Below are 15,109 nucleotides of genomic sequence, written 5' to 3'. Positions count from 1 at the left end.
CATGGACATCTACGGCATCAAAAACTGCGATACCGTCAAGAAAGCCCTCAAGTTTCTGGACAACGCTGACCAGAGCTACACCTTCCACGATTTCAAGAAGGAAGGCGTTGACGAGGATCGGCTGGCCAGTTGGGAAAAACAGGTCGGCTGGGAAATCCTGCTGAACCGCCGCGGCACCACCTGGCGCAAGCTGCCGGATGACGTTCGTGATAACATAGACCGCGATTCCGCGCTGGCTGTCATGATGGAGAATCCGTCCGTCATCAAGCGGCCTGTCGTTGAGCTGGAAGGCCAGGTCCATGTCGGCTTCAATGCCGACGACTGGGCCCGCTTAATCAGCTGAAACCTATTTTCAGATCCCGTTTCAGGATAATCCGGGCGCCTCGCGGCGCCCGAAGCAACCGTTTACTGATCAAGGAGCATTAACCCCATGAGTTTCGCATTCGGCATCGGCATCGGCACCCAGAACAGCAAGGGCGAGTGGCTGGAAACGTTTTACCAGAAGCCCCTGTACATGCCGGAGGCGACCATTCGGGAAATCGCATCCAACACGCTGGGATATCAAGGCGGCAACCAGGCTATTGAAGCCGATGCAGTACAGCTGACCCAATTTGCAGAGACCCTGCGCAGTGCCGGACAGGACGACCAGGCCCGTCTGGCCGAGAAAGCCGCCGGCAGCAAACGCCCGGCCGTCGTCACACTGCTGGATACCGACGACACCGCCTCCAGCACCCCGGAGGTCTACCTCAAGCTGCACCTGATCTCCCATCGCTTGGTTAAGCCTCATGGACTCAAGCTGGACGGCATCTTCGGCCTGCTGCCGAATGTGGCCTGGACCAACGAGGGTGCCATCGACCTGAACGAGCTGGCTGACCGCCAGATGGATGCCCGGACGGAGGACCGCCTGCTGGAAGTTAAATCCGTCGACAAATTCCCGCAGATGACCGACTACGTGGTGCCGCGCGGCGTGCGTATTGCGGATACGGCCCGGGTTCGCCTGGGCGCTTACGTGGGCGAAGGCACCACCGTCATGCACGAAGGTTTTATCAACTTCAACGCCGGTACCGAAGGCACCAGCATGATCGAAGGCCGGATCTCCGCCGGCGTCATGGTTGGAAAAGGATCCGACCTGGGCGGTGGCTGCTCCACCATGGGCACCCTGTCCGGTGGCGGCAACATCATCATCGCCGTCGGCGAGAACTGCCTGATCGGCGCGAATGCCGGCATCGGCATCCCGCTGGGCGACCGCACCACCGTTGAAGCCGGCCTGTACATCACCGCCGGTACCAAGGTTGCCGTGCTGGATGACAAGAACGAGGTGGTTCAGACGGTCAAGGCACGGGACCTGGCCGGCAAGCCGGACCTGTTGTTCCGCCGCAACTCCCAGAACGGCGCGGTGGAGTGCAAGACCAACAAGACCGCGATCGAACTGAACGAGGCGTTGCACGCGAATAACTGATTGTTTGCCGGAGGGGCGCTAAATCACCGTAGGTTGGGCTGACGAAGGAAGCCCGACGGGGTGAGCGCCCTAAAGTACTGAACGCATCCAGTTTCCGCTATGAACGCGGATGGGATCCAACCGGCTGCAAGTCGAGAATTGTTGGGCTTCCTTCGTCAGCCCAACCTACCGGCCTCTCGTAAGAAGCCACGGCCCGTGCTAAACATTCGGTTAATCCAATAACCCGCAGATCCAACCAACCCAAGAGACCCGCATGTCCCTATCCCCCACCCTCGAACTCGCCATCGAACTGATTCGCCGCCGATCCGTCACGCCCGATGACGCGGATTGCCAGACGCTGATGATGCAACACCTTTCACCGCTGGGCTTTGAGGGTGAAGCCATGAACTTTGGCGAGGTCCAGAACCTCTGGGCACGTCGTGGAAAAGAAGGGCCCTTGCTGGCGTTCGCCGGTCATACCGATGTGGTCCCGACCGGTCCGGAAAAGAACTGGTCACAGGCGCCGTTCGAGCCGGCTATCCGGGACGGCTATTTGTATGGGCGGGGGGCCGCCGACATGAAAGGCAGCCTGGCGGCCTTTGTGACGGCCTGCGAACGCTTTGTCGCCCAGCATCCGGATCACAAGGGGTCGATTGCGCTGCTGATTACCAGCGATGAGGAAGGTCCGGCCCATGATGGCACCGTCAAAGTGGTCGAAGCCCTGGAAGCCCGCAACGAGAAGATGGACTGGTGCCTGATCGGCGAGCCATCCAGCACGCATCGAGTTGGCGACATCATCAAGAACGGTCGGCGAGGCTCACTGCACGGCTACTTGACCGTACACGGCATCCAGGGTCATGTCGCCTACCCTCACCTGGCTGAGAACCCGGTTCACACGGCAGCCCCGGCACTGGACGCGCTGGCCCGGACGCAGTGGGACGAAGGCAATGAATTCTTCCCTGCAACCACGTTCCAGATCACCAAGGTCGAAGCCGGCACCGGCAGCAACGTCATTCCAGGCGAACTGACAGTTCACTTCAACTTCCGCTACTGCACCGAGAACACCGCGGATAGCCTGCAGCAGCGAGTGATCGAGATCCTGGACAGCCACGGCCTGAAGTACGATCTGCAATGGCACCTGAGTGGCCAGCCGTTCCTGACCGACCGGGGCTCTCTGGTTGATGCGGCCAGCGAAGCGATCCAGGCCATCACCGGCGAGCCGACGGAGCTTTCAACGTCCGGCGGCACCTCTGACGGTCGCTTTATCGCGCCAACGGGCGCCCAGGTCGTCGAACTGGGGCCAGTCAATGCAACAATCCATAAGATCGATGAGTGCGTGAAGGCCGACGATCTGGATACGTTGTCGGCGATCTATGAAGAGATTCTGGTGCGGTTGTTGGCGAAATAAACGCCGGCGATCACGGCCGCGATCCGGTAGATTGGGCTGACGCAGGAAGCCCAGCAAGAAGCGGGCACCGGATGTTCCCGTTATCGCGGACATGCCTGGAGCTTGGGGTTCAAAAACCGGCTTGGCCGGTATTGAATGAGATTGGTCGTGAACCCGGTTTGCTGGGCTTCCTGCGTCAGCCCAACCTACCCGCCCACCTTTTAGTCGTTATCCCGTGTATGTAGCAGAGGCTTCTGAGGCACCGCAAGGTGGGTGCCCGCAAAATCCTGCCTACCCTCAATAATGCGGTGGCGGCGCCTCTTCCTCTTCCCGCTTGATGTTGGAGGGCGACACCGCTTCCAACTGTTTCTTGAGCAGTCTCTTGGCCTCCCAAAGCTCCCGCATATCGATCTCCTGGCGTGACAATTGGTCGCTCAGGGTGGCTATCACGTCGTCCTGGAAGGCCACACGGGTTTCCAGTTCCACCATTCGTGCTTCCAGTTCTTCCCAATTCATGTGACGGAACTCCTGCTCTGGGGTGGGTCGTCCACAGACTGATCTGTTATGATGCTGCGCTTGCAGATGGGCTACCCGGCCAATCCGGCTACTGTGGTCGCCTGGAACCTCTGCAATTTTGTTACGCCTGAGCCCCTATTTTACGTGATTCAGGCGCCCTTATGTTTTTGTTTGATCGATTGATGGGAGAATAAGTCGTCCAATGCGTAATCCACAGAAAGCGATTCTGGTAGCCCTGCTGATCGCTATTCCGGCCCCGTTCGTCCTGGCCTTTTTCCTGGTCACCTTTACACCGGAACTTTTCCAGATCCTGTCGCAATCGGGCACCAATGATGTCGCCGACAACCCCACCTTTGTGCTCGGCAGTGCCCAAGGTATCGCCGCCTACGTGATCGCCGTAATCCTGTTTGGCATTGCCGGCTTCCTGGCCGTGGCACTGACCCAAAGCAAATCCACCAGCGGCAGCCAGAATGACCGTCCCGCCAGCGATGGCATGGAGGATGATTTCGGGCCGGAAGGCAATGAGGAAGGAACCGTTAAGTGGTTCAACGTGAAGAAAGGCTTTGGCTTTATTGTCCGCGAAAGCGGTGATGAGGTCTTCGTCCACTTCCGCGCCATTCGCGGCCGTGGTCGTCGGGTGCTGCGCCAGGGTCAACTGGTGCGCTTCAATGTCGTTCAGGCCGATAAAGGTCTGCAGGCGGACAACGTCAGCATCCTGGAAGACTGACGGCAACCGCCGCAAGTCCATGGGAATCCCGGCATGGCTCGGGATTCCCATTTACCTCAGACCATTCAGTTCCAGTTCACCATCTGCTCACCCCGGTCATCCAACCGCCACCATTTTTCATCCTGCACGGGATCCCCTTCCTGCCAGTCACCCGGGCTGCAACGCACTTCAACGTCAAGACGACGCCAGGCATTGCGGGCACAGTCCAGATCCGAACGCCATGGCAGTTCGTCGCCTTCCAGTACGACGCTGGTGAAATGTTTGGAAAAGGCGCCGGGGTATAACGAAACGCGTACCGGCACGCCCTGATAATAGCCCTTACCTTTAGCAACACCGACACTGCCGACAGAGGCCATCGCCAGGCCATCCAGGGATTCGGCCAGCCAGGCTTCCAACCGGGCTGTATCCAGTTCACGCACGTAAATTTCCAGATCGTTCATAGCAGGACATCAAACCTTCCAATAACGACGCTCAATGCAACGGCACGAGAACGACCGCTCTCGCAGCATCGAGATACGCCAAATCCGGCCATAATGCCGCAGCTAGCTGTCTTCGGCAATTGGTGCGGGACAACACCGGGATTGCCGGCACAGCACATCCGGAACGCCGCCATTGAACATTGCCCCACGTGCCGCAGCAATCTCCCGCTCCACATCGACAGCCCGCACCGTCCGCAAATCACCGCGGCGCGCCTTTTCATGCCAGTCGACGCTGTACGCCGCCCGCTCGATCTCCGCCTGACGGATATCGCACTCCAACGAGTCAACGTCGCCACCGCGGGCCTGAGCCAATAACAAGGCACGGCTAAGATCATCGATACGCGCTTCAGCACTGCGCAATGCCGGATCGCCCTGCTCCGCCTCCAACGCCACACGCGCAGCAGCAGCCATCAACCAGCGCAACGAACCACCCGGCGTCTCCGGCCATTCGGGCGAAACACCACGGGCCGCTCGATGCAAGGCATCAGGGTCGATATCGACACGCCATTCGCGCTCAATCGCAGGCTGTTTGCCTCTTAAAATGCTCAACCGGTGGTCGATTCCAGAGGGCGGCATGTCCATGGGTTCGACCGAACGGCCGGAGTGGGCCATCAGTGACTGGGCATCCTCTCGCCCCGAAGCCCGACTGGCCAGCAGCACAGGACCCGGGTGAGACAGCAACAACTCGCTCGCCGGATGCAGAGGATCTTTCATCAGGTAAAGCAGATCGTTTGGCGACATATCATCGAGGATCAACAGCGTCCGGGCCGAACTCATCTCATCGCCCGATGGCACCGCCGGCTCGAGACTGGCCATCACCTCACACTCTCTCCGCAAGTCCATCCACACCGAGGGAAATGGCCAATGCGGAATGTGAGCCCGCAACAATTCGGTCTTGCCCGAGCCGGCTTCGCCCCTTAACCAGACGATTCCTCTCGACGAGCGCATCAGAGCGACGGCCAACGAGTCTGCAAAGGCATGCCAACCTGGTGAGACAGAGGCCAGCGTGAGATGGGAAGCGCGACCGGAGGCGCCGGAAGAAGACGAACGAGGGGCTTGCGGCCGGTTCCCTGGCCATTGTGACATAAGGTCCTCCTTTGACCTGTTTGACTTGATAGTGGACCTCGTAGCCGGTTAACTCCTGTACCCCGGCTACGAACGCGGGTCAGACCCGGTTGTAGGTATCGGCGAACCGTACAATATCGTCCTCGCCGAGATAACTCCCGGTCTGGACCTCGATCAATTCCAGCGGGATGACGCCCGGATTGGTCAAGCGGTGACGGTGGCCAACGGGAATATAAGTGGACTGATCTTCGGTCAGCAAAATCTCCTCGTCACCACGAACCACATTGGCGGTCCCACTGACCACGACCCAATGCTCGGCCCTGTGGTGGTGTTTCTGCAGAGAGAGGGATGCGCCTGGATTGACGGTGATGCGCTTGACCTGGAAGCGCTCGCCCATCGCAATCCCCTCGTAGGTTCCCCAAGGCCGATGGACCTTCTTGTGGAAGCGGTGCTCGGCGCGGCCCTGCGCCTTCACCTGGGCGACAAGCTTCTTCACGTCCTGAACCCGGTTACGGTCCGCGACCAGGACCACGTCATCCGTCTCGACGATGACATGATCACTGATACCCAGTGCCGCAATCAGACGGCCCTCAGAATGGATGTAGGAGCCAGACACGTCCTCAGTAATCACATCGCCCCGGCAGACGTTGCCATGCTCATCCCGCGGCTGAATTTCCCACAGCGCGGACCACGAACCCACATCACTCCAACCGGCATCCAGAGGCACGACAACGGCATCCTGGGTCTTTTCCATCACCGCATAGTCAATGGAGTCATCCGGACAGGCCTCGAAGGCTTCCCGATCGACGCGCACGAAGTCCATATCCGACTGTTTGCCGGCATAAGCTTTCCGGCAGGCTTCCAGCATTTGCGGGTTGTGCTTGCCCAATTCTTCGAGATAGCGATCCGCGCGGAACAGGAACATGCCACTGTTCCAGTAGTAGCCGCCCTGATCCAGATAGGATTGAGCTGTGGCTTCGTCGGGCTTTTCTACGAAGGCCTCCACCGGAGCGGAGCCTTCGGCCATGTCGCCGGCCTTGATATAGCCGTAACCGGTATGAGGCGTAGCAGGCACCACACCAAAGGTCACCAGCTTGCCGCCTGCGGCGGCCTTGGCTCCGACCGCGACGGCCTCGGCAAACGCCTGCTGGTTACGCAGGACATGGTCAGACGGCATGATCAGCAACAATTCTTCCGGATCGCTTTCCGCAGCGGCCAGCGCCGCCAACGCGATTGCCGGCGCCGTATTCCGGCCGACCGGCTCGAGAATGATCCCATCGGTTTTCTTGTCCGCCAACTCATGCAGATGCGCTGCCACGACAAAGCGGTGGTCTTCGTTGGTAATTGCCATAACGCGGGTCGACGGCGCACAGCCCAATCCGCGCGTAATGGTTTCGGCCAATAGCGATTCGTCTGTGACTACAGGAAGAAACTGCTTTGGATAAGCCTCGCGGGATAACGGCCACAATCGGGTACCGGACCCACCGGAAAGAATGACGGCTAGCATAGAGCATCCTTGTCAGAAACTTTGATCGGATTCTAACGTAAAAGCGCTACTCAATGCTTCTTTGGAGGGAGGTCAAATGGCGCGGAAAAGCGGATAAGACAGCTTTATTAACGAGAAATAATGCGGCGGAAACTAAAAGAAACGAGGCCCCGGCACCTCAACTGCCGGGACCCGACTGGCTTAGTCTTGCTGCCAGCCCTGTACGGCTTCCTTACCGTATTTCTCGCGCCACTCGTTCAGCGTTTTGTGATTACCACCACGGGTCTTCACAACTTCACCGGAGTGCGGGTTCTTATAGGTCTTCAGCGGACGCTTCGGGCGAGAAGAGCCTGCCGCGTCGGCTTTGGCGCCAGACACCGACGGATCAATCGCACCCAGGACCTGCAACACATCCTTGGCGGATTTGTTGTAGTCCTTCATCAGACCGCGGATCTTTTCTTCAAACTCAAGTTCACGCTTCAATGCGTTGTCTTCCTCGAGTTTCTTCAATTCGTCTGCAAGCTTATCCATCAGCTGTTTTTTCTGGTAATACTCATTGATCTTTGCCATGGATTTTACCCTTAATTGGTCAAAAACAACTTTGAAACTGAATTCGTAAATTCGGAAGGTAAAGCAAAAGAAATATCGTTCTTTGCCGAGTCAAAAACTGACAACAGCGATAATAGATCAATATTCCCTCAGTGACAATTAAATGAGGAAATATGACCTGAGCTTCATGACAATATCCAGCAAAAAAGACAAGAATACGAAATTACCGATATCGCACTTCAATAAATCAGAGTCGTAAATCGGATTCCAACTTCCCGAATACAGCCTTCAGATCAAAGAAGATGCCGCCCGGTTTCAGATAGGTTCGAATTTCACTCGCACCCATTTCAATATAATCACGATGCGGCACAGCCAGTATGACGCCTTCATAGACGCCTGCTTCCGGCTGATTTGCTAATGATATTCCGTACTCGTGTTGCGCCTCTTCATTACTTGCCCAGGCATCGGCGACATCAACCTGACAACCGAAATCCCGCAATTCACGCACCACATCAATAACACGCGTATTCCGCAAATCCGGGCAATTCTCTTTAAACGTCAGACCCAAAATCAGTATCCGACCCCCGGATATCGTCTGCCCGGCCTTGATCATTGCCTTAACTAAAGAAGAAGCTGCGTAAGCGCCCATGGAATCATTCATACGACGACCCGCAAGAATCATCTCCGGATGATGGCCAACCGCCTGCGCCTTATGAGTCAGATAGTAAGGATCGACACCAATACAATGACCGCCAACCAGGCCCGGCTTAAACGGAAGGAAATTCCATTTGGTGCCCGCTGCGGCCAACACATCTTGGGTATCCAATCCAAGCCGCGCGAAGATCATGGCTAGCTCATTCATCAATGCAATATTGACGTCACGCTGGGTGTTCTCGATGACCTTGGCCGCCTCGGCGACTTTGATGGAGCTGGCTTTGTGGGTACCGGCAATGATAATGCTTGCATATAATGAATCAACGCGGTCAGCCACTTCGGGCGTGGAACCTGACGTGACTTTCTTTATGGAAGTCACGCGATGCTCCTTGTCACCCGGGTTAATGCGCTCCGGGCTATAGCCGGCAAAGAAATCCTTATTGAAGGTCAATCCCGAAACGCGCTCCAGAATGGGAACGCACACTTCTTCCGTTGCTCCGGGATAGACAGTCGATTCGTATACGACAATATCTCCGGACTTCAAAACCTGGCCAACCGTTTCGCTGGCCTTAACCAGCGGAGTTAGATCCGGAGATTTGAATTCATCTATCGGCGTGGGCACCGTCACAATATAGATGTTGCACGATGCAATCTCATCGAGATGATTTGTGAAAGACAAGCTTGAGGCTTGTCGCAAGGCCTCGCTATCCACTTCTCGGGTATAGTCCTCACCCTCGTTTAGCTGCGCAATTCTCTTCGGGCTAATATCGAAGCCGACAACTGGATACTTTTCCGCAAAGGCCACAGCCAGCGGCAATCCCACATATCCAAGCCCAATAACGGCAAGCTTACTTTCCATGTTTATCAATCCTACCGAAATATGATGACGGCCTGGCTCACTCATGTTCTTGCCAGCCCCCCTTAAAGACCACTATGCATCATTAAACCAAAAAAACACTAGAGAGACAGGCGGCGTACCTTCGAGTCACCTTCTTCAGGTAAAAGCACACCGCAACGCCCACCGTTGCACCAAACCAAGTCCGCTAGGTCTCCATTAGGCTGATAATTGGTCGATGCTTCGGTGAGAATATTCAGTATTTGTCGGCAGTCAAACTTGTGGCTGGCAATGGAGATTCTATCCAGGAATTGCCTGACCTGCTCCCAAGGTAGAGACACTTCACGGGCCATCATAATCCTCGGGTGTGGCGTCCCCTGGGGATCATTACCAACCAGAAGCTCTTCATACAATTTCTCGCCGGGACGCAACCCGCTGAACACGATCTCAATGTCGCCGTCAGGGTTGTTTTCCGTTTTCTCCCGCTGCCCCATGAGATGGATCATTTTGCGAGCCAAGTCCACGATACGCACCGGCTCCCCCATATCCAGCACAAAGACCTCACCACCCCGCCCCATACTTCCGGCTTGCAGCACCAGTTGGCTGGCCTCAGGAATCGTCATGAAGTAGCGGCAAATGTCAGGATGGGTCACCGTTACCGGACCGCCGTCGCGAATCTGATCCCTGAACAGGGGCACGACTGATCCAGACGAGCCCAAAACATTACCGAAGCGCACCATAGAGAAAACCGTCGACGATTGACGCTGCGCCAGCCCCTGCAGAACCAGCTCGGCAAGCCGCTTGGAGGCACCCATAACATTCGTCGGTCTTACGGCTTTATCCGTGGAAACCAGAACAAAGCGTTCAACACCCGCCTCGATAGCAGCCTCAGCGCAATGCCATGTGCCATATACGTTATTCTGCACGCCCTCAATAACATTATGCTCCACCAACGGCACATGCTTGTAGGCCGCGGCATGATAGAGCGTCTGCACGTTAAACGCACGCATGACCGCCAAGCATCGGCGACGGTGGCCAACACTGCCGAGAAGGGCATGAATCTGGACAGACAGACCTTCAACCTGATTAAAAGTCCTCAGCTCACGCTCAATGGCATAAAGGGCGAACTCCGATACGTCAAAAATAATAAGAGAGCGAGGCCGATGCCGAATAATTTGGCGACAAAGTTCCGAGCCAATGGAGCCGCCCGCCCCTGTCACCATCACGTTTTTGTCGGCCAGGCTTTCATCGGCCACTGCCGCATCCGCTCGAACCGGATCGCGACCTAGAAGATCCTCTATATCCAGATCACGTATGTCATTGATACGGGCCCTTCCGGCAATAAGTTCAGACATAGCCGGAACAGTCTGAACGGCGACCGAAAGCTTCTCGAGCTTCTGAATGAGCTCGCGACGATTAATCTTACTCGTATCCTCAAGAGCCAACAGCACCCGCGTCGCTCCGTGATCGCGAATCGCCTTGTCAATGTGCCTAAGGCTATATACGGGCATTCCGGCCACCAAAGAACGATGACTGTCCACTCTGGTCGAGACAAAGGCCACCGGTCGATATTCAATCCCCTGAGTCAACGCCGAAGCCAACTGCATTCCTTTATTGCCAGCCCCCAGGATCAGCACGGACTGCTTTGCCTTGTGGCGCGGCCGGTTGATAAGAGCACGTACCGCGAATCGGGTACCAGCCACCAGCAGGAATGCCATCGCAGCATAAAGGACCGGAATGGAGCGCGGAACAAAAGCATGAACCAGAAAGCCAAAAACAATCAGCGAAACACCGGAAATCGTAACGCCCGTCAATACGGCCAGAAATGCCTTCTCGCTGATATAACGAATAACGGCGCGATAAAGGCCGAGCCGAATGAACACAAAAATGGTAAATAGGATAGTGGCAACGCCAGCAAGCACCTGCCCCCAATCCGGAAGCCAAGATGCATCCTCGAACCGCAAGGCGAAAGAGGCCCACAACGCTAATGCAAGGAAGCAAATATCGGCGGCAACCGAGATCAAACGTTTGCTAACCCGGGAAAGCGTGAGGAAACGGTAAAGTAGCGAATCCCTGTCCATATAGCCTCATATAAACCGCTAAGTGCTAACCGCAAAGGTTAGCCCAAACGGCAAAAAATTCTCATGACCTGCCAACGTACTTCTGGGAACGTTGATTGCCAGCTCTGAAATACATAGCAAGCATCACAAGTGGCGTGTAAGCCAGCAATAAGCCCTGAAATCCATCTAGCGTCGTAAACACCACCAGCAATGCAATCGGAAAAAGCCAAAATGTATTAATAGCAACTACGCTTATCGTCACAGCCCGGTGACTGGCCAACTGCCGCGACGCCACTTGATAGGCATGGCTGCGATGGGCTTCGTAAACGCGCTCTCCCCGAAGCAGGCGCTGAACTAACGTGTACGTAGCATCGACAACAAACACGCCGATCAAAATAAGCCAGCCCCAAAATAAACGCTCATCCAGCTTACCAACATATATAGTGAACCCACCAATTACGATTCCGATATATCCACTTCCTGCATCGCCCATAAATATCCGTGCCGGCGGCCAGTTCCAGACCAGAAAACCGGCAGCTGCAGCAGCAAGCAAAAAAGGTATAACCGCAAGCTGCACATCGACCGTTAACCAGCAGAGAAGCCCGCCGAAGATTCCCAACGTCACGGTCTCAGCGCCAGCCAACCCGTCTATGCCATCCATGAAATTATACAGATTGAGTAACCAAACCAGGTACAGCACAGCGATCACCTGCCAGGCCCAGTAAGGTAACCAACCGACCCAGGCAAGCCTGAGGGCAGGTGCACCTCCCAGCCAGGCCAGGATCCAGGCTGCAGCCAAAACGTGCCCCAAAAGGCGCCAACTCGCACCGACATGGTCATGGTCATCAAACCATCCCAGGGCGGCAACAAGGCCGCCGCCCCCCAGGAACGCCGTCGCTACCGCGCCGCCCAATGACGATTGCTCCACCAGCAACACCATTGTTACGCCGACCACAACCGCCAAACCACCGCCCCGAGGAGTGGGTACCTCATGAGAGCTGCGCGCATTGGGGATATCCATCAACTGCCGGCTTATGGCATATTTGAGAACGGCCCAGGTCATGCTCCAGACAACCACAAAAATCAGCGGCAACATCCACTCCAAGGGCGTCACTTGGAGCCCCCCTTTCCATTGATCTCATTCAGATAGGCTTCAGCGGCTTCCCGCAGCGCCTGATCAATCAATAACGGCGGGTTCCAGCCCAGCCGGCGGCGTGTCTCCTGCCCGTCCACCTGAAGCGAACCGGCTAGACGCTTCATCACGGATCCACGACCAGTCAAACGAGCCAAAAGACCCAGCAATCCAATCGGTACCGGAAACAACCTGGCGGGTCTTCCGGCAGCTTCAGCCAGCCTCTTGATCAATTCCGGCGTCGATAAATCTTCACCATCGCTTGCCAAAAACACTTGGTTGGCCGCCGCGGGATGATCCAAGCAATGAATAATAAGATCTATCAAATTATCCAGAGCTATAAAACTTCGCTTGTTGGAAATAGATTTGAACGGCAACGGAACCCCTCGAATGGCCCATATCATCAATTCGCGGAAGTTCGCCTTAACATCCACCCCATAAACCAAAACAGGGCGAATTATTGTAAACTCTAGATCACTTGCCTGCCCTATCTCCTGCAGGGCCAACTCCGCGTCAAGTTTTGAGCGACCATATTCGTCTTCCGGACATGGCTCTGAGTCAGCGCTAAAAGGCTGGCCTGGTTTTGTGTTTTCCCCGTTAACCTTTATGCTACTCACAAAAATAAAACGTCGTACTTTCGACTCTACAGCCCTCCTTGCAAGCAAGCGCGTTCCGTCCACATTGACCAGGCGATAGACATCGGGCGCATCATTCGCATCCACCGCAGAAGCATGAGCTAGCCCCGCAAGATGGATCACGCAATCACAGTTAACGAGTGGATGATCTTCATGACTACTCTCTGACAAGCATTTATCCCAACTGCAAACGGAAATATTAGCATGCAACGGCACGGAATCAGGGTTTCGGGACACCGCTACCACCCGAATACGGGGGATCTTTAATAACTCAGTTATCAACGCCCGCCCTATAAAACCATTTGCACCGGTTACCGCTATTCGAGTCATTCGTAAAAGAATCTCCTACTCGCTCCTGGGCAGAGTTCAATCAACTTGGGCAGGACATCGACGGCCCGCGACTCCGCGTGAAATCGATCTGCCCATCCTACATCAGTTTGAGAAACTCGACCCGCTTGAGCATATCGATTGAATTGTTATCAACATCCAAGGGGCTTAACATCTGACCTACCGGATTAGGAGCAGACAGTCTCGGTTAGCAGAAAACGGTCCTATGCGCTCTGCTCCCTGAACAGCCCCTCGAACAACGGCGTGCGACGAATATCGCGATCACCTAAAGAGGCCAAACGGCTGCCCTTGTTCTTATCCTCACACTCAATCAGCCCAGCCATCTATACAGCGAGAACATCTGGAGAGACAACGCGTGAGCAATTTGTTTTTCCGGACTGTAATAGGGGCTGGGCGGAACCACCTCAGTCAGCATTGGAAAGGCTGTCAGCATGGCGTCGACATAGAACGATTCCGGTCGCCACTCGTCACCGTATTTAGCCAATAGCCATAAGGCGAAGAGCCCCACGACCTGTATCTCGTCAAATTCATCAAACCGATCCAGCCAGCCCCAATTGAAGCGGTTCATGGCGGTGAGCAGCAGTTCCTGATAAATCAGCAGCCATTGCTCGTTGCGGATCCAGTCCTCCAGGCGCTTCGTGAGCATGAGCAGGCAACGCTGCTTGCGGGTAAACCCGGCGATCTCGGCAATCAGGCGCGCCAAATGCACGTGAATAACGTCCTCTTCCGAGCGGATTCTGGCAAAGCCGTCCCGATAAGGCTCTGCCAGCGCGGCGTCACCTCCGGCCTCGACTAATGACGTCACAACCCGACGAGGCAGGTTTCCTTTGGGTGTCAGGCGCACGCCTTTGCCGTCGAGCTCCTGAAACAATGCCTTGAGAATACGCATGATCGGCGCCGAGTCGAGATGCGGTTCAATCAACGCGGAATCGAGGCTTATATCAAACACCGCCGGGCAATGCAGCGGGCTTGTCATCAACTGCTCCATCTGATGAAAGCTGAGCCCCTCGCATTTCTCGTCGGTCTCGAAAAGCGGCGCCCCGACTGGCTCGACAAGGCGCTCACGATGAGCAAAACCCTCGTTGATCGCCTCGAGGTCGACGAATGCCGGGTCGAACACAACCCCGCCCAACCATTCCCTTGCGTCGTCGTGTTCGAGGTGCCCCGGGTTCGCCATCACGTCGAGGAATTCATAAAAGCCCCCAAGCCCCCCCCACATCCTGCGGCGGACATTGACGCACCGCCTTTTTACAGCGCGGTAAAGAGGCATCTTCCGAGCCCGGCAGTATTTTCTCCAGAACGACGCGATGCTCCCAGCCGTCTCCAAAATCATATTCGTACCACAGCGTCTGCTTTTCCCGTTGGAGAACGGCCTCCAATGGCACAGAAGCCTCGTCGACGTAGTTCATCTGCCGTCTGGATCCTCTTCCGGGTCTCCGAAGAGCACACCGTCAGACAACTCGAATTGATGCAAATGAGCCGCTTGCCAGCCCATTGCAACCTGGATGATTCGGTGCAGGTCCTGCAGCGTTGTCCCCGAATCAACCAGCAGGCGACGCCAGATGGGCGACCGGGAGCCTGAGAGGGTGACTTTCAGTTGGTAGACATCACTGGATGCGGCTGACATGAGAGGGCTCCTTCCTATATGTACGCCGGGATTTTATAGGGAACAGACGGCAGTCTAAAGAGCGCCGGGCGCATCTCGGTGAAAGCTGCAGTGGTCCAATGATTCAGGAAGCCAACCACAAGAACGCTCCGTCAAAAGTATTTCTTGCTGATTACAGAATCCTCAACAGCC

The 15,109-nt window shown here is 55.8% G+C and carries 16 protein-coding genes; 4 read left to right on the top strand and 12 right to left on the bottom strand.

Going from position 1 to position 15,109, the window contains the following annotated elements:
- Window position 1: 1 nt before the first annotated feature.
- The 3 genes from J3364_RS20490 to dapE all read left to right on the top strand — a co-directional run bounded on the left by J3364_RS20490 (window position 2) and on the right by dapE (window position 2,846).
- Window positions 2–343 (top strand): ArsC family reductase, encoded by a 342-nt coding sequence (locus J3364_RS20490; protein WP_349560015.1) that lies wholly within the window; start codon window positions 2–4, stop codon window positions 341–343.
- A 78-nt stretch (window positions 344–421) separates the two neighbouring features.
- Window positions 422–1,459 carry a 2,3,4,5-tetrahydropyridine-2,6-dicarboxylate N-succinyltransferase gene (gene dapD / locus J3364_RS20485; protein WP_502882538.1) on the top strand — a complete coding sequence of 346 codons (1,038 nt, stop codon included), beginning with the start codon at window positions 422–424 and terminating at the stop codon, window positions 1,457–1,459.
- A 253-nt stretch (window positions 1,460–1,712) separates the two neighbouring features.
- The gene (gene dapE / locus J3364_RS20480; RefSeq protein WP_349560013.1) at window positions 1,713–2,846 is read left to right on the top strand and encodes a succinyl-diaminopimelate desuccinylase; all 1,134 of its coding nucleotides are present in this window, start codon (window positions 1,713–1,715) and stop codon (window positions 2,844–2,846) included.
- Between the two features lie 276 nt (window positions 2,847–3,122).
- On the opposite strand, the gene J3364_RS20475 is transcribed toward dapE, so the two are convergent.
- Entirely contained in the window at window positions 3,123–3,341 is a 219-nt protein-coding gene (locus J3364_RS20475) for a SlyX family protein (protein WP_123635000.1), read from the bottom strand.
- Window positions 3,342–3,543: 202 nt separating this feature from the next.
- Between J3364_RS20475 and J3364_RS20470 the strand changes: the two genes are divergently transcribed.
- Complete coding sequence (locus tag J3364_RS20470; protein ID WP_349560012.1) at window positions 3,544–4,068, top strand: cold-shock protein; 525 nt, start codon at window positions 3,544–3,546, stop codon at window positions 4,066–4,068.
- 65 nt (window positions 4,069–4,133) lie between these two features.
- On the opposite strand, the gene J3364_RS20465 is transcribed toward J3364_RS20470, so the two are convergent.
- The 11 genes from J3364_RS20465 to J3364_RS20415 form a co-directional block, all read right to left on the bottom strand.
- The gene (locus tag J3364_RS20465; protein ID WP_349560011.1) at window positions 4,134–4,508 is read right to left on the bottom strand and encodes a hypothetical protein; all 375 of its coding nucleotides are present in this window, start codon (window positions 4,506–4,508) and stop codon (window positions 4,134–4,136) included.
- 102 nt (window positions 4,509–4,610) lie between these two features.
- The gene (locus J3364_RS20460; RefSeq protein WP_349560010.1) at window positions 4,611–5,363 is read right to left on the bottom strand and encodes a hypothetical protein; all 753 of its coding nucleotides are present in this window, start codon (window positions 5,361–5,363) and stop codon (window positions 4,611–4,613) included.
- Window positions 5,364–5,712: 349 nt separating this feature from the next.
- The gene (locus J3364_RS20455) at window positions 5,713–7,119 is read right to left on the bottom strand and encodes a mannose-1-phosphate guanylyltransferase/mannose-6-phosphate isomerase (protein WP_349560009.1); all 1,407 of its coding nucleotides are present in this window, start codon (window positions 7,117–7,119) and stop codon (window positions 5,713–5,715) included.
- Between the two features lie 180 nt (window positions 7,120–7,299).
- Complete coding sequence (locus tag J3364_RS20450; protein ID WP_123635005.1) at window positions 7,300–7,668, bottom strand: histone-like nucleoid-structuring protein, MvaT/MvaU family; 369 nt, start codon at window positions 7,666–7,668, stop codon at window positions 7,300–7,302.
- Window positions 7,669–7,894: 226 nt separating this feature from the next.
- Complete coding sequence (gene tviB, locus J3364_RS20445) at window positions 7,895–9,160, bottom strand: Vi polysaccharide biosynthesis UDP-N-acetylglucosamine C-6 dehydrogenase TviB (RefSeq protein ID WP_349560008.1); 1,266 nt, start codon at window positions 9,158–9,160, stop codon at window positions 7,895–7,897.
- 98 nt (window positions 9,161–9,258) lie between these two features.
- Window positions 9,259–11,217 carry a polysaccharide biosynthesis protein gene (locus J3364_RS20440; protein ID WP_349560007.1) on the bottom strand — a complete coding sequence of 653 codons (1,959 nt, stop codon included), beginning with the start codon at window positions 11,215–11,217 and terminating at the stop codon, window positions 9,259–9,261.
- Between the two features lie 61 nt (window positions 11,218–11,278).
- On the bottom strand, window positions 11,279–12,292 hold the full coding sequence (locus tag J3364_RS20435; RefSeq protein ID WP_349560006.1) for an MraY family glycosyltransferase: 1,014 nt from the start codon (window positions 12,290–12,292) through the stop codon (window positions 11,279–11,281).
- 14 nt (window positions 12,293–12,306) lie between these two features.
- Entirely contained in the window at window positions 12,307–13,293 is a 987-nt protein-coding gene (locus J3364_RS20430; RefSeq protein ID WP_349560005.1) for an NAD-dependent epimerase/dehydratase family protein, read from the bottom strand.
- A gap of 328 nt (window positions 13,294–13,621) precedes the next feature.
- A complete protein-coding gene (locus J3364_RS20425) occupies window positions 13,622–14,488 on the bottom strand; it encodes a hypothetical protein (protein ID WP_349560067.1) in 867 nt (288 codons plus the stop codon).
- 13 nt (window positions 14,489–14,501) lie between these two features.
- Window positions 14,502–14,720, bottom strand: coding sequence for a plasmid pRiA4b ORF-3 family protein (locus J3364_RS20420; RefSeq protein WP_349560004.1), 219 nt, complete (start codon window positions 14,718–14,720; stop codon window positions 14,502–14,504).
- Entirely contained in the window at window positions 14,717–14,938 is a 222-nt protein-coding gene (locus tag J3364_RS20415; RefSeq protein ID WP_349560003.1) for a plasmid pRiA4b ORF-3 family protein, read from the bottom strand. Before J3364_RS20415 ends, J3364_RS20420 begins: the two co-directional genes overlap by 4 nt.
- Between the last annotated feature and the right edge of the window lie 171 nt (window positions 14,939–15,109).

It is taken from the genome of Marinobacter sp. NFXS9, from assembly GCF_040148665.1.
GTDB lineage: Bacteria > Pseudomonadota > Gammaproteobacteria > Pseudomonadales > Oleiphilaceae > Marinobacter_A > Marinobacter_A mangrovi.
The sequence above is the reverse complement of the archived record's forward strand: the minus strand, read 5'-3'. Positions and strand labels throughout refer to the sequence as shown.

Excerpts from the sequence above, each read along its gene's own strand:
- J3364_RS20425 (WP_349560067.1), bottom strand. The coding sequence starts at position 14,488 with ATGGCGAACCCGGGGCACCTCGAACACGACGACGCAAGGGAATGGTTG.
- J3364_RS20475 (WP_123635000.1), bottom strand. The coding sequence starts at position 3,341 with ATGAATTGGGAAGAACTGGAAGCACGAATGGTGGAACTGGAAACCCGT.
- J3364_RS20470 (WP_349560012.1), top strand. The coding sequence starts at position 3,544 with ATGCGTAATCCACAGAAAGCGATTCTGGTAGCCCTGCTGATCGCTATT.
- J3364_RS20435 (WP_349560006.1), bottom strand. The coding sequence starts at position 12,292 with ATGTTGCCGCTGATTTTTGTGGTTGTCTGGAGCATGACCTGGGCCGTT.
- J3364_RS20460 (WP_349560010.1), bottom strand. The coding sequence starts at position 5,363 with ATGGCCAGTCTCGAGCCGGCGGTGCCATCGGGCGATGAGATGAGTTCG.
- J3364_RS20465 (WP_349560011.1), bottom strand. The coding sequence starts at position 4,508 with ATGAACGATCTGGAAATTTACGTGCGTGAACTGGATACAGCCCGGTTG.
- J3364_RS20420 (WP_349560004.1), bottom strand. The coding sequence starts at position 14,720 with ATGAACTACGTCGACGAGGCTTCTGTGCCATTGGAGGCCGTTCTCCAA.
- J3364_RS20455 (WP_349560009.1), bottom strand. The coding sequence starts at position 7,119 with ATGCTAGCCGTCATTCTTTCCGGTGGGTCCGGTACCCGATTGTGGCCG.
- J3364_RS20490 (WP_349560015.1), top strand. The coding sequence starts at position 2 with ATGGACATCTACGGCATCAAAAACTGCGATACCGTCAAGAAAGCCCTC.
- J3364_RS20415 (WP_349560003.1), bottom strand. The coding sequence starts at position 14,938 with ATGTCAGCCGCATCCAGTGATGTCTACCAACTGAAAGTCACCCTCTCA.
- J3364_RS20450 (WP_123635005.1), bottom strand. The coding sequence starts at position 7,668 with ATGGCAAAGATCAATGAGTATTACCAGAAAAAACAGCTGATGGATAAG.
- J3364_RS20440 (WP_349560007.1), bottom strand. The coding sequence starts at position 11,217 with ATGGACAGGGATTCGCTACTTTACCGTTTCCTCACGCTTTCCCGGGTT.
- J3364_RS20430 (WP_349560005.1), bottom strand. The coding sequence starts at position 13,293 with ATGACTCGAATAGCGGTAACCGGTGCAAATGGTTTTATAGGGCGGGCG.
- tviB (WP_349560008.1), bottom strand. The coding sequence starts at position 9,160 with ATGGAAAGTAAGCTTGCCGTTATTGGGCTTGGATATGTGGGATTGCCG.
- dapE (WP_349560013.1), top strand. The coding sequence starts at position 1,713 with ATGTCCCTATCCCCCACCCTCGAACTCGCCATCGAACTGATTCGCCGC.